Source organism: Chryseobacterium sp. HNCC26DJ240, from assembly GCF_057180485.1.
Genome location: NZ_JBXUGK010000007.1, coordinates 369,924 through 385,971 on the forward strand (window position 1 = coordinate 369,924; position 16,048 = coordinate 385,971).

At 34.6% G+C, this 16,048-nt stretch carries 17 protein-coding genes, 1 tRNA gene and 1 pseudogene; 13 read left to right on the plus strand and 6 right to left on the minus strand.

Annotation, left to right across the window (positions count from 1 at the left end; all coding sequences use genetic code 11):
* Positions 1 to 301: 301 nt before the first annotated feature.
* Entirely contained in the window at positions 302 to 1,150 is an 849-nt protein-coding gene (locus tag AC2A1G_RS16025; RefSeq protein WP_484047911.1) for a hypothetical protein, read from the minus strand.
* A 104-nt stretch (positions 1,151 to 1,254) separates the two neighbouring features.
* Between AC2A1G_RS16025 and AC2A1G_RS16030 the strand changes: the two genes are divergently transcribed.
* The 9 genes from AC2A1G_RS16030 to AC2A1G_RS16070 all read left to right on the plus strand — a co-directional run bounded on the left by AC2A1G_RS16030 (position 1,255) and on the right by AC2A1G_RS16070 (position 8,093).
* The gene (locus AC2A1G_RS16030) at positions 1,255 to 2,406 is read left to right on the plus strand and encodes an ABC transporter ATP-binding protein (RefSeq protein ID WP_484047912.1); all 1,152 of its coding nucleotides are present in this window, start codon (positions 1,255 to 1,257) and stop codon (positions 2,404 to 2,406) included.
* A gap of 22 nt (positions 2,407 to 2,428) precedes the next feature.
* The gene (locus AC2A1G_RS16035) at positions 2,429 to 4,342 is read left to right on the plus strand and encodes a hypothetical protein (RefSeq protein WP_484047913.1); all 1,914 of its coding nucleotides are present in this window, start codon (positions 2,429 to 2,431) and stop codon (positions 4,340 to 4,342) included.
* Between the two features lie 64 nt (positions 4,343 to 4,406).
* Complete coding sequence (locus tag AC2A1G_RS16040) at positions 4,407 to 4,931, plus strand: Crp/Fnr family transcriptional regulator (RefSeq protein ID WP_484047914.1); 525 nt, start codon at positions 4,407 to 4,409, stop codon at positions 4,929 to 4,931.
* 54 nt (positions 4,932 to 4,985) lie between these two features.
* Positions 4,986 to 5,555, plus strand: coding sequence for a DinB family protein (locus tag AC2A1G_RS16045; RefSeq protein ID WP_484047915.1), 570 nt, complete (start codon positions 4,986 to 4,988; stop codon positions 5,553 to 5,555).
* 82 nt (positions 5,556 to 5,637) lie between these two features.
* Positions 5,638 to 6,243, plus strand: coding sequence for a DUF2911 domain-containing protein (locus AC2A1G_RS16050; RefSeq protein ID WP_484047916.1), 606 nt, complete (start codon positions 5,638 to 5,640; stop codon positions 6,241 to 6,243).
* A gap of 19 nt (positions 6,244 to 6,262) precedes the next feature.
* Positions 6,263 to 6,793 carry a GNAT family N-acetyltransferase gene (locus AC2A1G_RS16055; protein WP_484047917.1) on the plus strand — a complete coding sequence of 177 codons (531 nt, stop codon included), beginning with the start codon at positions 6,263 to 6,265 and terminating at the stop codon, positions 6,791 to 6,793.
* Between the two features lie 194 nt (positions 6,794 to 6,987).
* Positions 6,988 to 7,356: a cupin domain-containing protein gene (locus AC2A1G_RS16060; RefSeq protein WP_484047918.1), complete on the plus strand. Its 369-nt coding sequence runs from the start codon at positions 6,988 to 6,990 to the stop codon at positions 7,354 to 7,356.
* A gap of 1 nt (position 7,357) precedes the next feature.
* On the plus strand, positions 7,358 to 7,585 hold the full coding sequence (locus AC2A1G_RS16065) for a hypothetical protein (RefSeq protein ID WP_484047919.1): 228 nt from the start codon (positions 7,358 to 7,360) through the stop codon (positions 7,583 to 7,585).
* Between the two features lie 130 nt (positions 7,586 to 7,715).
* Positions 7,716 to 8,093 carry a PEGA domain-containing protein gene (locus AC2A1G_RS16070; protein WP_484047920.1) on the plus strand — a complete coding sequence of 126 codons (378 nt, stop codon included), beginning with the start codon at positions 7,716 to 7,718 and terminating at the stop codon, positions 8,091 to 8,093.
* A gap of 39 nt (positions 8,094 to 8,132) precedes the next feature.
* On the opposite strand, the gene AC2A1G_RS16075 is transcribed toward AC2A1G_RS16070, so the two are convergent.
* The 3 genes from AC2A1G_RS16075 to AC2A1G_RS16085 all read right to left on the minus strand — a co-directional run bounded on the left by AC2A1G_RS16075 (position 8,133) and on the right by AC2A1G_RS16085 (position 10,561).
* Complete coding sequence (locus AC2A1G_RS16075; RefSeq protein ID WP_484047921.1) at positions 8,133 to 8,876, minus strand: dienelactone hydrolase family protein; 744 nt, start codon at positions 8,874 to 8,876, stop codon at positions 8,133 to 8,135.
* A 61-nt stretch (positions 8,877 to 8,937) separates the two neighbouring features.
* Entirely contained in the window at positions 8,938 to 9,972 is a 1,035-nt protein-coding gene (locus tag AC2A1G_RS16080; protein ID WP_484047922.1) for a hypothetical protein, read from the minus strand.
* A 160-nt stretch (positions 9,973 to 10,132) separates the two neighbouring features.
* Positions 10,133 to 10,561, minus strand: coding sequence for a type I restriction enzyme HsdR N-terminal domain-containing protein (locus tag AC2A1G_RS16085; RefSeq protein ID WP_484047923.1), 429 nt, complete (start codon positions 10,559 to 10,561; stop codon positions 10,133 to 10,135).
* Positions 10,562 to 10,568: 7 nt separating this feature from the next.
* Here AC2A1G_RS16085 and holA point away from each other — a divergent pair, with 7 nt between their 5' ends.
* From holA to AC2A1G_RS16105, 4 genes are all read left to right on the plus strand, one after another.
* Complete coding sequence (gene holA / locus AC2A1G_RS16090) at positions 10,569 to 11,606, plus strand: DNA polymerase III subunit delta (RefSeq protein WP_484047924.1); 1,038 nt, start codon at positions 10,569 to 10,571, stop codon at positions 11,604 to 11,606.
* A 700-nt stretch (positions 11,607 to 12,306) separates the two neighbouring features.
* Positions 12,307 to 13,248 carry a thioredoxin-disulfide reductase gene (gene trxB, locus AC2A1G_RS16095; RefSeq protein ID WP_484047925.1) on the plus strand — a complete coding sequence of 314 codons (942 nt, stop codon included), beginning with the start codon at positions 12,307 to 12,309 and terminating at the stop codon, positions 13,246 to 13,248.
* A gap of 105 nt (positions 13,249 to 13,353) precedes the next feature.
* A complete protein-coding gene (gene crcB / locus AC2A1G_RS16100) occupies positions 13,354 to 13,722 on the plus strand; it encodes a fluoride efflux transporter CrcB (RefSeq protein ID WP_484047926.1) in 369 nt (122 codons plus the stop codon).
* 142 nt (positions 13,723 to 13,864) lie between these two features.
* Positions 13,865 to 13,949: transfer RNA gene (locus AC2A1G_RS16105), tRNA-Ser, on the plus strand.
* Between the two features lie 725 nt (positions 13,950 to 14,674).
* Here the strand turns inward: AC2A1G_RS16105 and AC2A1G_RS16110 are convergent.
* Positions 14,675 to 15,463, minus strand: a pseudogene (locus AC2A1G_RS16110) (recombinase family protein); the annotation flags it as partial.
* Positions 15,414 to 15,608: a hypothetical protein gene (locus AC2A1G_RS16115; protein WP_484047927.1), complete on the minus strand. Its 195-nt coding sequence runs from the start codon at positions 15,606 to 15,608 to the stop codon at positions 15,414 to 15,416. The gene AC2A1G_RS16115 and the pseudogene AC2A1G_RS16110, both read right to left, overlap by 50 nt.
* Between the last annotated feature and the right edge of the window lie 440 nt (positions 15,609 to 16,048).

A 16,048-nucleotide genomic window follows, 5' to 3' on the forward strand; every position in this document is an offset into this window, starting at 1 on the left:
CCCCTAATAACTTTTTTAATTGGTGTATTTCATATTTTGCAATGAAGAAGACTAGTTTATTTCACATTTTGTCTTGCATTAAATAAATTTCTGTTAAAACGCAGCATTCGTTAAATATTTCAGAATTTAAATCAGCCACAGTAAAAAACATCCGGTTATCAAACGCCCGAAGCCAACATTAGTGGATCTTACGTATAAAAAAGAAATCGACTATCTGAAACTCCGAAACGACATCACAGAGATTATCTCAAAAAATAAGCAACCGAGTTCTAAAAGAGTGATTCCGAAGAGACAGTAAAGGTTATTTAATTGTATAATATTCTGAATCAAAATACTTACTCGGTTTTATGTAAACCATTTTCCTGTCTTTGTCAAAAATCCAGAGGAATCTTCTCATGACGTCGGCTGCAAGGTAGTTTGTCTTTTGATTTTTAATTTCTCCTACAAAAAATCCAGCTGTAACGTCTTTCAAAATTATGTTTCCAAGTTTTAAAAATGGTAAAACTCCTTGTTTTGTAATGATGGATTGTCCTGCAGAGTTTTTCAATGTTTTTTCGCCTGTAATTATAAGTTTTTGGTCTAAACTATTCTCATCAGCAAATTGATTACTGTACATTAAACCTCCGGAATATCCCGATTGCAAAAGGAAGTACGCTTCCTGTTGTTTTCCGTCAATAACATTATCTGCAATGACAAAAAACTGACCATTTTCCACAAAAAGAGGAATTGCCTGATATCCTTTTAAATCCGGCGCTTTATCATAGCTGATGAACTGACTGTTATCATAATCAATTTTAAAATATCTATCTTTAAAAATCCCAGTACCTATTTTTCCATCCGCTTCGTGACCGGTAAATTCATTGTCGTAAAATCTGATATTTTTGTATTTTTCATTGCCGATTTTCAAAGTGTTTCCGTCACTTATTTCATTTTTAAATTTGATGTTCTCCGCTTTTCTAATTCTTTCAGGTGAAATCGACGCATCTTCCATCGCAATCTGAAACATCAGATGAAGCGAATCTTTGTCATTAATCAAAGTTTTGATGATAATATTATTGTGTTTGGTTAATCGGAAAGGAATTGTTTCCTGAGCATTTATAAAAAGAAAACCGGTCAATAAGATTGAGACAAGTGTAATTTTTTGGAACATTTTTCAGATATAATTTTTTCAAATATAATCAATAAATTTTTCTCTACAAATTGATATATTTTGCTTCTAAATTTTAGTTATATTCGTCTGATTAATTTAGCCAAATGACGAAACATCAACAGCGCGTGAACGAAGTTCAGCATTTTTTCGACAATAAAGATACCGTTCTCGGGTTCAGAAAACTGCTTGATTGTGCCATGGATACTCAAAACATGGAGATTTACAGCGAAGCCATCGAACTGACAGACTGGAAAGAAAAGTTCCCGACGTATACCGAAGAACTGATTGAAAAATCAAGAATTCTTCTCACAAAAATCGAAAAAATTCCCGTGCAGGAACATGTGAGGGAAAAATCTGTGCTTCGGGCAAGAAATATTCTCAAATCTTACGGCAGTAACCGCTTTTCTCTCGGTCCGGTTTCCATGGAAATCAATAAAGGTCAGGTTTACGGTCTGGTAGGAGAGAACGGAAACGGAAAAACGACTCTTTTGAGAATTTTAGCCAAAGAAATTTCTTTTAATGAAGGCGATTTGAATTATTCATTTAATCAGGAGCCAAAAGATGATTTTGATCTTTGTACCAAGCTGGTTTACATCCCGCAGCGAACTGAAAAATGGTACGGAAGTTTGAAGGATAATTTGAAATTTGTCCTTTCAAATTACGGCGTGAAACCTGAAGAAAACGAGACCCGAACGTTGATGATGATTGCCCGCCTCGGACTTTGGAATTACAAGCATCTGAAGTGGAGCGAACTGTCATCGGGTTACAAAATGCGCTTCGAACTCGCCAGAACATTGCTCAGACAGCCGGAAATTCTGCTTTTGGATGAACCGCTGGCAAACCTTGATGTGTTGGCTCAGCAGGTGATTCTGGAAGATTTAAAATCGATTGCAAATTCTGTTAATAATCCAATCGCTTTGATTTTGAGCTCACAGCAACTGTACGAGGTAGAAAAAGTTTCAGATAAAGTGATCTTCCTGAAAAACGGTCAGTACAAAGACAATTCTGAACTGAATAATGCCGAAAATGATGGTTTAATTATCGAAATTGACACCCCAGGTTCGAGAGAAAGTCTGCTGGAGGTTTTCAATGCTTTCCAACTTGAAAAACTAAATTTTAACGGTGGTGTATATGTTGCGTATTTCTCGGCAGATACTGAGTTTTATGATGTAATGTCAGCGTTGGGAAATGCCAAAACCGAAATTGTTTACATCCGGAATATTTCGTCTTCCACCAGAAGGTTTTTCGTCAATTAATCCCTCATTAATTTAAATCACAATGCAAAAAATCAATAAATTCAATCAGTTTCTGCTCGAAAAATATCCTACGGTCTGGAATACCAAAATTGTGTGGATGCTTTCGGCGGGAATTGTCGTTCATATCTTATTTTTCATTATCGGTTATCTTTCACATATCAACCCGATGTCTCTACAAACATCGAACGTTACAGACGACTACTTCCGTGACGGCATTATTCTGATTCATCTGATTATCTCCATTCTGATGATTGTCGGATGGCTGATTATGATGTTTAGAAACAATGCTTTCAAGAATTTTTATCCTAATTCCAGAGGAAAACTGTTCCTGCAGTTTGTTCAGTATTTTGTAATTATTTTTGTCTGCACTACTTTTTACTTTTCGTACATGATGGGTTTCAGGACGTTTATCAACAGTAAATATCCCGATGCCGAGATGAAACAGAACATCGAAACCATCAACCTTGGAAACGCTTTTTTAAGTCAGAATTTAGAACTGTACACGTTAGACAACCGTATTTCGCCAAAGCAGTTTTATGATTTATACTGCGAGACAGATATTAAGAAAATTGACCGCACCAAAAAATACCATGTTTATTACAACAGGGTTTATCAGTTCAATGCTGTGTATTCAAAAACGTCTTATAAAAAAGACAATTACAACCAATTTATTGTTCCCGAGCCTGAAAATTCCCAAAAAAAAGGCATTGTTTATTCTCAGAGAGACGGCAATAAATCTGAAACCTTCTTTTTTAAAAAAGAAGTTGTGGATGTTTCCTATGATATCAAATCTGATGGCCTCAGCTTCTATAACTTTTCTGATTTGTTCTATGACAACGGAAATAACGGCGGCAGCCGCGGCTACACAGGATATTACGATGAAGACAATTCCACATTTCACAATCTTGAAATAAAAAAGAAAAAGGCTGAAGTCAACAGAAAAACTGCTGAACTTTTAAATAAAAAAAGTCCTGCCGAAATCGAAAAACTTCTGTCGCAGTTTCTGAAAGTCTCCAACAAATTTGCCATCGAAAACAATCTGGATGCCAAGCAGTGGACGAAGATGGTGTACAATCCGTCAGAATTTAACGTTCGGTATTTTATCAAAAAATACAAACCAACCAATGGGGAAGAGTATGATCCCAACAATCCTCCAGCGTACGATTACGATAGTGAAACCGCTGTAACAATAGATTCTGCGGTAAGTGCAGTAGATGCAGATGCTGCGATTGTGGATGAAAACGGCAGAATTGTAAGTGACAGCATTTTGATCAGAGATTTCAATCCCGAGATAAGTTCGCAAATCTCTCCGGAAGATTATTTCAAAAAAAATACAACAGATTATTACTACTACACCGACAATCTGAAGGAGTTTTTAGAAAGCGTTGACGATGTAAAATCGTATGATTTTTTCTCTCAGAATATTCACATTTATCTTTGGATCGCATTTTTTCTGTCGACTTTTATTTTCAGTTTTAGAATTACAGGCCTAAAATCATTGTTGTTCAGCGTCATTTCTGCCGGACTTTTGGCCTTGGCTGTCACTCTGATTACAGTTTTATATGCCGTTTCAGTTTCAGGAAAAGAAGAGTTTTTTGTGGCTTACATGGTTCTGTTCATCTCGGTTTTCATCCTTTCCATCCCGATTTTTGCGATGAATAAATTCAACAAACTCATCACCTCCATCTTTGTGAATGTATCCATGAACGGTTTTGTACTTTTTGTATTTCTACTCTTCGGAATCGTCACCATTCATCAGAAAGCCGCTTGTCGCGAGATGGTTTACAATCCTGCGCAAAGTGCTGCTTACGAAGGTTGCCAATCCATCATAGATTCTTTAGGATTAGGTTTAAGCTATATCATTCTGATTTGTGGATTTATCTTTATATTTTTCTACACAAAGATTCTGCTGAAGTGGAAGGCCAGACCGGAATAATTTTTTAAAATTAAATCTTAACCTCGTAAGTTTCTTATGAGGTTTTTTAAAAATATAATTAAAAATGAATATTATTGAAACACTCATAAACGCAGATTTATTTAAGAAAACAAAAATAATTGAAAGGCATTCTTTTTTAAGTTTGGAAAATGATGTCGATACCAATATTTATTTCATTGAAAGCGGAAGTCTGAGATTATTTATTAAAGACGAATATGAAGAAAGAATCATCCGTTTCGGATATACGGGAAATATTATTGTAAGTCTGGATTCATTTTTATCAGGTAAACCTTCAAGTTTTTATATTCAGGCAATTAAAAAGTCAAAAATAAAAATAGCTTCAAAACAAGACTTTTATAAGTTTATAAATTCTTCAGACGAAAATTTAAAATTATGGACAATTATCTTAGAAGATTTGGTTTTGCAACAGATTGAAAGAGAGAAAGATTTGCTTGTAAGTTCTCCAAAAGAAAGATATGGACGAGTTTTAAAGAGAAGCCCACAACTATTTCAGGAAATTCCAAATAAGTATATTGCCAACTATCTCCGAATGAGTCCCGAGACATTATCAAGGCTAAAAAAATCTTGATTTTAATCAATATTTATCTCTTTTCAAAGCATGAGATTTGCAGTAAAATTAAATATGAAAATTCAGTCCCAGAAATTACTTAAAGATTTAAAAAGAATTACCCAACAAAACTTAGAATTTGCTGAAAATCTTTTAACAGAAGAAGATAAAAAACTCAATTTCAGACTATCCGAAAAAAGCTGGAGTGTTTTGGAGTGTATTGAGCATTTAAATCTTTATGGCAAATTTTATATTCCTGAAATAAGTAAAAAAATCAAAAAATCAGAAACAAAACCAAAAGAAATTTTCAGTTCTGGAGTTTTAGGAAATTATTTTGCTCAATCAATGCTTCCAAAGGAAAATATAAATAAAATGAAAACTTTTAAATCGATGAATCCGATTCAAAGCCAACTTGATAATAAGGTTTTGAATGAATTTATTTCTCAGCAAAAGCAAATGATTAATCTTTTGAATGAAGCAGGGAATTGTGATTTAAATAAAGTAAAAACCAGCATCAGCATTTCAAATCTGATAAAATTAAAGTTGGGCGATACTTTTAGGTTTGTGATTTATCATAATTTACGACATATGGAGCAAATTAAAAGACTTTTAAATACTCAAAAAACATTGTTTTCGAATAATTGAGAATTTATTTTAACAAATTTTATCATCCTCAAAAACCAAAATCTGACATCCATTTCGTAATTTTAGCAAAATTTAAAATAAAGTGAAAAAGTTATTATTTGCCGTTTGCATTTCGGCTTCGGCTTTCAGTTTTGCTCAGGATTATTCGGTACCGGCAGCGAGCCCGCGTCAGAAAGTGGAGCAGCAGTTTTCTATGTCTAAAATCAGCATCGATTACGGAAGACCGGGAGTGAAAGGTAGAAAGATCTTCGGTGAACTGGTTCCTTACGGACAGGTTTGGAGAGCGGGTGCAAACTCATCTACCAAGATCACATTCGGTCAGGCAGTGAATTTCGGAGGAAAAATGGTTCCTGCAGGAACTTACGGTCTGTTCATTGTACCTACAGAAAAAGACTGGAAAGTGATTTTAAACAAAGATTTCCAACAGTGGGGAGCTTACACTTACGACGCTAAAAACGATGTGGTGGATGTAACTGTTCCTGTAAATAAATTAGCAGACAAACAGGAATGGTTTGAAATTACCATCAATCCAACCGACGAAAACTCAGGAAATTTAGTGATCAAATGGGATATGGCTCAGGCTGAAGTAGCTTTGAAGCCTGCAAAACCAGATGCAGTGACAAAAATCGCAGAGAAATTGAAGGAAATCAAAAAAATAGAAGCTGACGCTGCAAAAGCAAAAAGCTAAGATTTAAAATCTATTATCAATGAATTTTTCAATTCAACCTGAATTAGAAAACGATGAATATCAGTTAATCCCCTTACAGCAAGGGGATTTTGAATTGTTGTACGAAGTTGCATCCAACCCGAAAGTCTGGGAGCAGCATCCCAATAAAGACCGCTACAAAAGAGAAGTTTTTGAAAACTTTTTTAAAGGTGCAATGGAAAGTCAAGGCGCTTTTAAAATTGTTGAAAAATCAACCGGAAATATTCTGGGAAGCTCGAGGTTTTATGATTATGATGAATCAAAAAACAGCATTTTCATTGGCTACACTTTTTATGGAACAAATTCGTGGGGTAAAGGCATCAATCCTCAGATTAAAAAACTGATGATGGATTACATTTTTCAGTTTGTTGATAAAGTGTATTTCCATATCGGAAAAGAGAATTTCCGCTCGCAGATTGCTTTGGAAAGATTGGGAGGAAATAAAATTGCGGAGGAAGAAATTGCCTATTTCGGTGAACCAGCAAGAACTAATTTTGTCTATGAAATTAAAAAGGAAAATCATTTTAGTTGAAATTATTTTCACGCAGATTTTGCTGATTGAGGCAGATTTAAATAATGTAAAAAAACTGTAAGTTCGGCTTAATCAACAAACACTAATGTATCCTTGAAAAATGTTTGTATGCTTTTATGAGTGGAACGGCTTTGTGAAACTTAAAGCAGAATTATTTTAAAAATCTTTGTGAACTTTGTGTTCAAAAATAAGCTATGAAAAAATATAAAATCCAGAAATCCCCTCTTGTCGTTCCTACCAACGACGGCAAACTGATAGAAGAACACTGGGGAAATTCTACCCAAACGCCCAACATCTCTATTGCCCACATGGTTGCGCCACCGAATTGGAGCGAGCCGCATCAGACTCCGGAATTTGATGAATTTACGGTCATTATTTCCGGCAAAAAGAAATTTGAAATCGATGGCGAAGAAGTGATTTTAGAGAAAGGGCAGAGTATTATGATCGAAAAAGGAGCCAGAGTACGGTACAGCAATCCGTTTGCGGAAACCTGCGAATATATTGCGATTTGTCTGCCTGCTTTTTCGATGGAATTGGTTAACAGAGAACAGGAAAATAATTAATATGGGATTACAAATATGTCCGAAATGTAAGGAACAGTCATTCACATGGTTTATTGGCGGGAAATTCCCTCTGCCAACATGGAGCTGTTTTGATTGTGATTACGAAGCAAAAGAAGTGGAGAGCGATAGGCAAACCTGCGAAAACTGTGGTGAAACTGCAAAAATTAAATTAAAAGATAAGGAAAAAGAATATAGTTGGTGTTCCAATTGCAACACCGTCACTGAATAATAAGAAAACCTAAAGATAAAGATTAGACTATTTATCAATGTTTTAAAAACCTGATATGTTAGTTTTTACTTCAATTTAAATCTTAATTTCATGAATTATTTCAGTAAGTTTGCCGCACTAAAATATATACATGAAACAAATTTTATCGTATGGATTATTGCTGGCTTTGGCAATTTCCACAACATCATGCGCAACTATTCTTACGGGCACAAAAGACAAGATTTCTTTTACTTCAACACCCGAAGGTGCAAAAGTTTTTCACAAAGGTGTTGAAAAATGTACAACGCCTTGCGAAGTGGAAATCCCAAGATCTCTGAGCAAGCAGACTGTCACTTTTGCAAAAGAAGGTTATGCATCTCAGGAAGTTAAGCTTACGAAAACTTTCAACGCAGTTTCATTGGTCAACATTCTTATTGGTGGAGCAATCGGAGTGGGAATTGATGCAGCAACGGGTTCTTTAACCAAATATTCGCCAAAATCTGTTACCGCAGAGTTGGTGACAAAGTAGAAAAAAGCAGTGTAGAACTTAACTACACTGCTTTTTAATTTACTTCAAAATTTCCTTCAGAAACATCAGGGTATGATTCCATGCCCTTTTAGCCATCACAGGATTGTAATCTGCTGATTTTGGGTCAGTAAAAGTGTGTTTTGAATTGGCATAAGTAATAATTTGCCAATCCGCTTTTCCATCATTCATTTCTTTGACCAGATTGTTGTAGTCCTCAGGGGTTACTCCCTTATCTTCTGCAGGGTTTTCTACTAAAATTTTAGTTGAAATCAAATCATTCGGTCTGGACTGATCTTTACCAATACTTCCGTGAATGGAAACTACACCTACAACAGGCATTTTCCCTCTTGCCACTTCCAAAGCTCCGGTTCCTCCAAAACAGTAACCAATGACCGCAATCTTTTCAGGAATGGCTCCGTTTTTCTTTAATTCTTCCAAGGCCAGAGAAATTCTCTTCTGATAAGCCTGAAAATCTTTCTTGTAAAAACCTGCCGTTTTTGATGCTGATGCATTGTCTGTCGGAATATTTCCTTCACCATAAATATCAGCTATAAATGCAACGTAGCCTTGTTTTTCTAAATCCGCAGCCGCGGTTTTCGCTTCGTCGTCAATGCCTTTCCAAGCGGGAAGAATGAGAACTCCGGGAAGTTTTTTTCCTGCATTTGAAGTAACTAAACCATTGAGTTTTTGTGCGCCGTCCTGGTAAGAAACTTTTTTAAGATTTTGACTGAAAACTGTTGCTGAAGTGAGTAGAAGTATGGACGAAAATAATAAGTGTTTCATATATAAATTTTTAAGTGAATAATTACACATTGCGTATGCAAATGTTACGCTAAAAAATATCCTATCTGTTTAAATTTTCACTGGTAATCAGTTTGTCAATCGCTGCATTGAAATTCGCTTTTGTAATTCCAGAAACTTTTTCCAGTATATTAAAGTAATTGTCCTGATTTTCACCGTCAAATTTCCCACAGTTTAAAAGTTCTAATACACCATTGAATCCTTTTTCTTTTTCAATTTTTTTAATGATCAGTGCATTAATAAGATTTTCAAGGTAAAGTGGGGTTGAAGGGAGGCTAAAATTTTCTTTAGTACCGTAAAGCGACAGCCAATCTGTTTTTTGAGAAACTGGATAAGCGTTTTTAAAATGAATCCATATCTGTTCCCATTTATAAAAAGGAGATCCATCGTTGATATATGAATAGCCTTCCAAAACAGGCACATACAGATTATTTATTGGGTATTTCTCATTAATCCTAGCTTTCCAGAGGCTGGCAAAAGAAAAATCATCCAGCGTTCCTTTTTCTGTAGCAACAATCATGGTACTTTGAGTATTATCTCTTGCCAATTCCACTCCCAGAAAAAAAATATTTGGAGAGTTATCCCGTTTGTAATCAATTCCCAGCATTTCGTAAGCAATGAAAATATCATCGACACAATACACTTTAGTGGGAATTTTCTGTTCTTTTAAAGTTAAACTCAATTGATTGTTTTTCGCAATAAAATCTCTCAGATTTTTTTCATCAATCTCCTTTTCAGAATAAAAACTGTAATTTTCAATGGTTTTTAATTTCCAGTGGGTCAAATTGTTCTTTATTATTGACGACACAATATATTTGCTGTTAATTTCCAATATTGTGATTTTAATTTTTGCTACAGAATTTTTTATTTCCTTGTCCTCATAGTAGCAATTCAGATGTATTGTGAAGTTATTTTTGTTACCCGATTCAACAGATGTAACCTCGTACATCAGTGTGTATATGGTGCTGAATACTTTGCTGTTCTGTAGTTTTCTAAGCTCATTCAGAAACAGCCATGTTTCCAATTTATTTTCAGGATTTACAATCGTTAAGTCTTCATTTTTGATAGTTTTTTCCAAAAAAAATTGATTTACTACATCAATCATTTTTTTTCTTTTCAAAGGATCTTCTACGACATTAAAATGGTTATTAATTAAAACTTTCGACTGCGAAAAGGTAAATACCGAGAACATTAAAAATGAAAAAAGAACTACATTTCGGATCATCACTTGTTGGAATTTAAGATTTATAGAAAGTATAATTTCCCTCTTCGAATTTCGCATTAATATGCTGCAAACCATTCGTCAAAACAATTTCAGACGCACCGATGATGGAGTTGTATCTTGCAGTCTGTTCAAAAGTTTTTTCCGTTAATTTAATTTGCGGCGCTTTGCACTCGATCAGAATTTTAGGCTCTGTTTTTTCAGTAATTAAGAGGTCAATTCTCTTGGTCAAACCATTCAGGACAATCTTTTTTTCAGTAATTAAAGCTGATGTAGAGTACGATTTCACCGTAAGATAATAATGAATCCAGTGCTGGCGAACCCATTCTTCAGGCGTGAGCAAAAGGTAAGTTTTGCGCACCAAGTCATAGATAAAAAACTTATCTTTGTCTTTCTTGAATTTAAAATCAAAAGTTTCCTGAAAATTCAGTTTTGGAAGTTCCATTTATACGATGAAAGAATTAGATTTAATCCTCAAAAATATTAAAAATAAAGAAGTTTTACCGATTTATTTTTTCCACGGAGAAGAACCTTACTTTATTGATATTGCTGTAAAAGCCCTCGAACACGACTTTCTAAGCGAAGACGAAAAGGCATTCAACCAAACTGTAGTCTACGGAAAAGACACCACATACCCCGAAATTCTTTCTCTTGCCAGACAGTTTCCGATGATGGGCGACAAACAGGTGATCATCGTAAAAGAAGCTCAGGATTTGAGAATGGCAGAGGTGGACACCAATGCTCTGGAAACCTACTTTGAAAATCCCGTACCATCAACGGTGCTCGTTTTTGCCCACAAACACAAGAAATTAGACAGCCGGAAAAAAGTAACCAAACTTCTGGACAAAGGGAAATTTTTATTCCTCAGCGAGTCGGTTAAAGACTTTAATCTTGCCAAATGGATTGCAGATGAATGCATCAGACTTAAAATAAAAACCGCTCCCAATATTTCTCATCTCCTTGCAGAATATCTCGGAAACGACCTTTCCAGAATCGCCAACGAATTGGGAAAACTCAAAATTATTTTGAAGGAAGGTGAAGTTTTAGACGGTACGCTGGTAGAAAACCACATCGGAATTTCCAAGGAATACAATGTTTTCGAACTGCAGAAAGCTTTAGGTTCAAAAAACGTTGATGCAGCGATGAAAATTGCGTATTACATGGGCAAAAACCCAAAAAACAATCCATTTGTAATGATGTTGGCGAGCCTGTACAATTATTTTTCAAACGTCATTATCTACAACACAATGCTCGGGCAGTCGCCACAGTCTATTGCTTCTCAAATGGGCATCAATCCTTATTTTGTGAAAGATTTTGCCGAAGCTGCAAGGTTTTATCCGCTGAAACATGCGACAAGAGTTATTTCTACTTTAAGGGAATTTGACATGAAAGGAAAAGGTCTGGGTGCCGTAAACATGGATGATGCCGAGCTCATCAAGGAACTGGTGTACAAGATTATTAATATTGACAAGATAAAAACGAAAGTGTGAAGGTGAATTGTGAAATGTAAATTGTCAATTTTCTTTTGTAAGTAAATTTTTATTTGGGCGACAAATTGACTGCGTCGAAAGTCAGTTTTGATATTTTTTATTATGGCGACAATTTCCGCCCTCCATTCCCGCTTTTTTGTGCCACCGCATTTTCCTTGGCTTACAAAAAGAGCTCCACTCAGGTCGGGTCGCAAAGTGTTTTAGATAGAACATACTAGCCATCAATTACAATTATAACATTGTTATCAGCACTCTGTATTTAAAATGAACAAAAAATTAGTATTCATATTTCTTACTTTAAATTTGTTCGTTTACTTTTTTCTTGATCTATATATTTAAGCAACCACAAATCAGCACTGCAGCGTAGGTTCGTTTTTTGGAATTACATTTTATATTATAGGAGCTTTGAGTACAATATTTTCTTTAATAGATTATTCAAAAAATAAAAAACTTAAAAAATTTTCTCTTTCTAATTTTGATAGCAATATTACTAATTGTTTGGGGAAGTAGATTCAGAACCATTGTATGTCAGGGGTGTATGATTAGTGGTTAAAAAATAATGTGAACATTAAGTTATACAAACAAGTGAAAGTAGTTCATCGACTTTTAACATATTAAATATTGACAACTATCATTAAATTTTCTTTAATAAAACATTAAAAATTCCGACCTTAGCACCCTTGAAAATGACAAATAAATTATGGAGCAAAATATTTTAGATTGTGTGATTGTTGGTTCCGGACCTTCTGGTTTTACCGCAGCCATTTATGCAGCAAGAGCAGACCTTAAACCCGAATTGTACACAGGTCTGGAGCCAGGTGGACAGTTAACAACGACTACAGAAGTTGATAACTTCCCAGGTTATCCCGCAGGGATTACAGGTCCTGAAATGATGATGGATTTGCAGAAACAGGCAGAAAGATTCGATACAAAAGTGCACTACGAAATGATTACCAAAGCTGAATTTTCAAAAGAGGAAGGCGGTATTCACAAACTGTATGCTGGAAACAAGGAAATTTTAGCAAAATCTGTAATTATTTCTACCGGAGCGACAGCAAAATATCTTGGTCTTGATGACGAGAAAAAATACAATGGAGGAGGAGTGTCAGCATGTGCTACATGTGACGGATTTTTTTACAGAGGAAAAGATGTTGTAGTAGTCGGTGCAGGAGATACAGCTGCTGAAGAAGCGACCTATCTTGCTAAATTGGTTAATAAAGTGACTATGTTGGTAAGAAAAGACGAGTTCAGAGCTTCAAAAGCAATGATTCACCGAGTTGAAAATACTCCGAATATTGAAGTGAAATTCCACCACGAATTGATCGGAATTGAAGGTGAAAATAATTTGGTAGAAAGAGCTGTTGTCATCAACAATCAGACTCAGGAAAAATCTACCGTAGACGTTCACGGAATTTTCATCGCCATCGGACACAAACCGAATACAGATATTTTCGTAGGTCAAATCGATTTAGACGAAAACGGATATATCGCTACTGAAAAAGGTTCTACAAGAACCAATCTTCCGGGAGTTTTTGCAGCTGGTGACGTTCAGGATCACATCTACAGACAGGCGATTACAGCGGCAGGAAGCGGTTGTATGGCGGCTATGGATGCTGAAAAGTATTTGGCTGAATTACATTAAGTATTGACTTCAAAATATGAAAACGCACCTAAAGGTGCGTTTCTTGTTTTGTGAAAAACATCTAATTTTTATTGAAAATTTAAACAAATCTGAAACTGATCCTAAATGAAAAATCTACTTTTTATCTTTCTCGGTGGAGGCGTGGGAAGTATCGCAAGATATTTAATTTCTGTCTACACAAAGAAACTTTGGACAGTAAACTCATTTCCGATGGGAACTTTTGTGGTCAATATTTTGGGTTGTCTGCTGATAGGTTTTCTCAGTTCTTACTTTTTGAAATTTGATAATTACCTCAAATATCTTTTGATAACAGGATTTTGTGGCGGCTTTACAACATTCTCCGCATTTTCAGTTGAAAATTATTCACTGTGGCAGAATCATGATTATTTTACTTTAATAATTTATGTTTTTTTAAGCATAATTTTAGGCTTTGGAGCCGTAATTTTAGGAGTGAAAGCAGAAACTTCAATTTAAGGTATATCTTTAATAAAATTAATTTAACTGATATTTAAGGAATTAATAATTAAACTTAAATTTTATTTAAATAATATTTTGTCAGAATTTAAAAACATTATATATTTGCACCACTGAAAACAACGATACAATCGGAGTTTAAGGAGAGATGGCAGAGTGGTCGATTGCGATAGTCTTGAAAACTATTGACTGTAACAGGTCCGGGGGTTCGAATCCCTCTCTCTCCGCTGAAAGGGTCTTCAATACGAAGACTCTTTTTTTTTTCATATACAAGAAGTCCTTTGTCTTTCATTTTCAAAGCATTATGTGAAAAAATACCAAGCATAGTAGGTGTTCGATAGATGCCGTTTTCATAATAGAGATTGCTGTCGAACACTAAGCTTACAAATTCCCTTTTTTCTATTGTATTTGCCCGTGAATATATTTGTCTTATGTCATTTAAGCAGTTAAGATTTTTCTCTAAGATTTTATATGCTTTATTCTGATTGGTACTTAATCTCTCAATACTTGAGTTTAAAATTTTAATCTCATTGTTGTATAGATTTGACCATCTTTCGAAAGTTTCTTTTGTTATATCGTTCTTTATCCACTTATCTTCTACTGAATATAAGTTTTGTTCAGTCTCTAATAATTTTTTTTGATTTTCTTTGAGAACGAGCTGATTCTCCTTGAGTTCTGAGTCAAGGGATTTTCTACATGAAAGTTTAATTTTTTTTATGTTCTCAATCGATAAACTCATGAGATCACAGATTTTTAAAAACTGCTCATGTGACTTTATTGCACTGATATTATTATGCTTCGAATGTTTGCATTTATAATAGTAATAGTATCTACCGGCTTTGCCTCGAGATGGCGCTCCGGATAGAGGTTGCCCACAATGACATTTTAATACCCCTCTAAGTGGTAGATTGTCATCTATCACGGTTTTAATCTTCAAAGGGCGTTTCATTTTTTCCTGAACAATTTTCCACGTAAGCAGATTTATTATGGGTTCGTGAATAGCCGGAAAAAGTCCCCCAGCATACTCCTTATATGATTCCACTTTTAAAAAGCCGGCGTATACAGGATTACTTAAAACTCTTTCCACGGCCATATTCCCTTTTCTGTTGAAACCCATACTCACAGCATTTTCTTTTATTAAATATAATGGTGTACCTCCTAGATACGAGTCATAAATAAAACGAACTATTTTTGCTTCTGCTTCATTAATTACCAATTTTCTATCCTTTCTTTCACCTTGCTTAGTGTAGCCAAAAGGGGCATCTTTATAAACAAAACGACCCTCTTTTGCTTTTGCAGTATAAATTCCACCCTTTACCTTTATGCTTCTGTTAATGTTATCTTCTTCAGCTAAAAGCAGTTGCAGACCTGCACGGAAAAAACTTCCCGGAGTATTATAATCGAAGGTAATACCCTCAGTAACACTAACAATTTGGATATTGTATTTTTGTTGCAAAAGTTTCACTAAACTCATCGCTTCACCTGCATCTCGACTAAATCTATCAAGTTGGTCAACCAAAAGATAATCTACTGAGCTGTGATGTTTTGTGATGAATTCTCTTAATTTATTAAAATCAGGACGATCAAATGTTCGGGCACTTTTACCTCTGTCAATAAATGTATCAACTAATGTTACATCATTAAATGCTAGCCATTGATCTGTATACAGCTCTTGCCTTTCAATCGATCCATTACTTTGTCCTAGTTGACTGAATCTTAGATATCTTATCGCACGTTTCATAATATTCTTTTAAGGTAAGCGAAACAATTATTTTTACAATCAGTTTATTTAATAATTCCTCTTTCTCCTCTTCGTTTTTCTGTTTGAAGGTTAAGATTTTTTTTTCTATAAAAGAGTTGTCTTTATTATCATTATTTCTTTCCATCACTTCATACATTTATATTAGATAATCCATAGTAGATATCTAACATACTTAGAAAGAGGATAGTTGCACTGGGTGTGGCGTTATAGAGTCAATGTGGGTATTATATGGCTTTACCATCTAAGAAATCTTAAAATTAAATGACAGGTTATTTCTTAGGGAATTATAGCAAGAATTTGCGCTAAGTTACTTATTATCTGTAATTTGTACAATAATTTCTGTTAAAATTTCAAAAATGAATAATCTATAGGTAATCACAAGATTCGTAAAGTTTCATTGTCATTCTTGAATAGTAGAATTTTTTATAAAAAAACAAGTAAAGAGAATGCTAAGGTATAGCAACATTGGATATGCAAATAAAAATTCCAGTTAAAGTTAAGCTACATTTTGATAAATTTTATTTTGATTGTTAAATTCTTCTATTGTTTGGTAATTTAGAGTAT

Excerpts from the sequence above, each read along its gene's own strand:
- AC2A1G_RS16025 (WP_484047911.1), bottom strand. The coding sequence starts at position 1,150 with ATGTTCCAAAAAATTACACTTGTCTCAATCTTATTGACCGGTTTTCTT.
- crcB (WP_484047926.1), top strand. The coding sequence starts at position 13,354 with ATGAAAAATCTACTTTTTATCTTTCTCGGTGGAGGCGTGGGAAGTATC.
- AC2A1G_RS16055 (WP_484047917.1), top strand. The coding sequence starts at position 6,263 with ATGAATTTTTCAATTCAACCTGAATTAGAAAACGATGAATATCAGTTA.
- trxB (WP_484047925.1), top strand. The coding sequence starts at position 12,307 with ATGGAGCAAAATATTTTAGATTGTGTGATTGTTGGTTCCGGACCTTCT.
- AC2A1G_RS16060 (WP_484047918.1), top strand. The coding sequence starts at position 6,988 with ATGAAAAAATATAAAATCCAGAAATCCCCTCTTGTCGTTCCTACCAAC.
- AC2A1G_RS16065 (WP_484047919.1), top strand. The coding sequence starts at position 7,358 with ATGGGATTACAAATATGTCCGAAATGTAAGGAACAGTCATTCACATGG.
- AC2A1G_RS16035 (WP_484047913.1), top strand. The coding sequence starts at position 2,429 with ATGCAAAAAATCAATAAATTCAATCAGTTTCTGCTCGAAAAATATCCT.
- AC2A1G_RS16085 (WP_484047923.1), bottom strand. The coding sequence starts at position 10,561 with ATGGAACTTCCAAAACTGAATTTTCAGGAAACTTTTGATTTTAAATTC.
- AC2A1G_RS16115 (WP_484047927.1), bottom strand. The coding sequence starts at position 15,608 with ATGGAAAGAAATAATGATAATAAAGACAACTCTTTTATAGAAAAAAAA.
- AC2A1G_RS16045 (WP_484047915.1), top strand. The coding sequence starts at position 4,986 with ATGAAAATTCAGTCCCAGAAATTACTTAAAGATTTAAAAAGAATTACC.
- holA (WP_484047924.1), top strand. The coding sequence starts at position 10,569 with ATGAAAGAATTAGATTTAATCCTCAAAAATATTAAAAATAAAGAAGTT.
- AC2A1G_RS16075 (WP_484047921.1), bottom strand. The coding sequence starts at position 8,876 with ATGAAACACTTATTATTTTCGTCCATACTTCTACTCACTTCAGCAACA.
- AC2A1G_RS16030 (WP_484047912.1), top strand. The coding sequence starts at position 1,255 with ATGACGAAACATCAACAGCGCGTGAACGAAGTTCAGCATTTTTTCGAC.
- AC2A1G_RS16070 (WP_484047920.1), top strand. The coding sequence starts at position 7,716 with ATGAAACAAATTTTATCGTATGGATTATTGCTGGCTTTGGCAATTTCC.
- AC2A1G_RS16040 (WP_484047914.1), top strand. The coding sequence starts at position 4,407 with ATGAATATTATTGAAACACTCATAAACGCAGATTTATTTAAGAAAACA.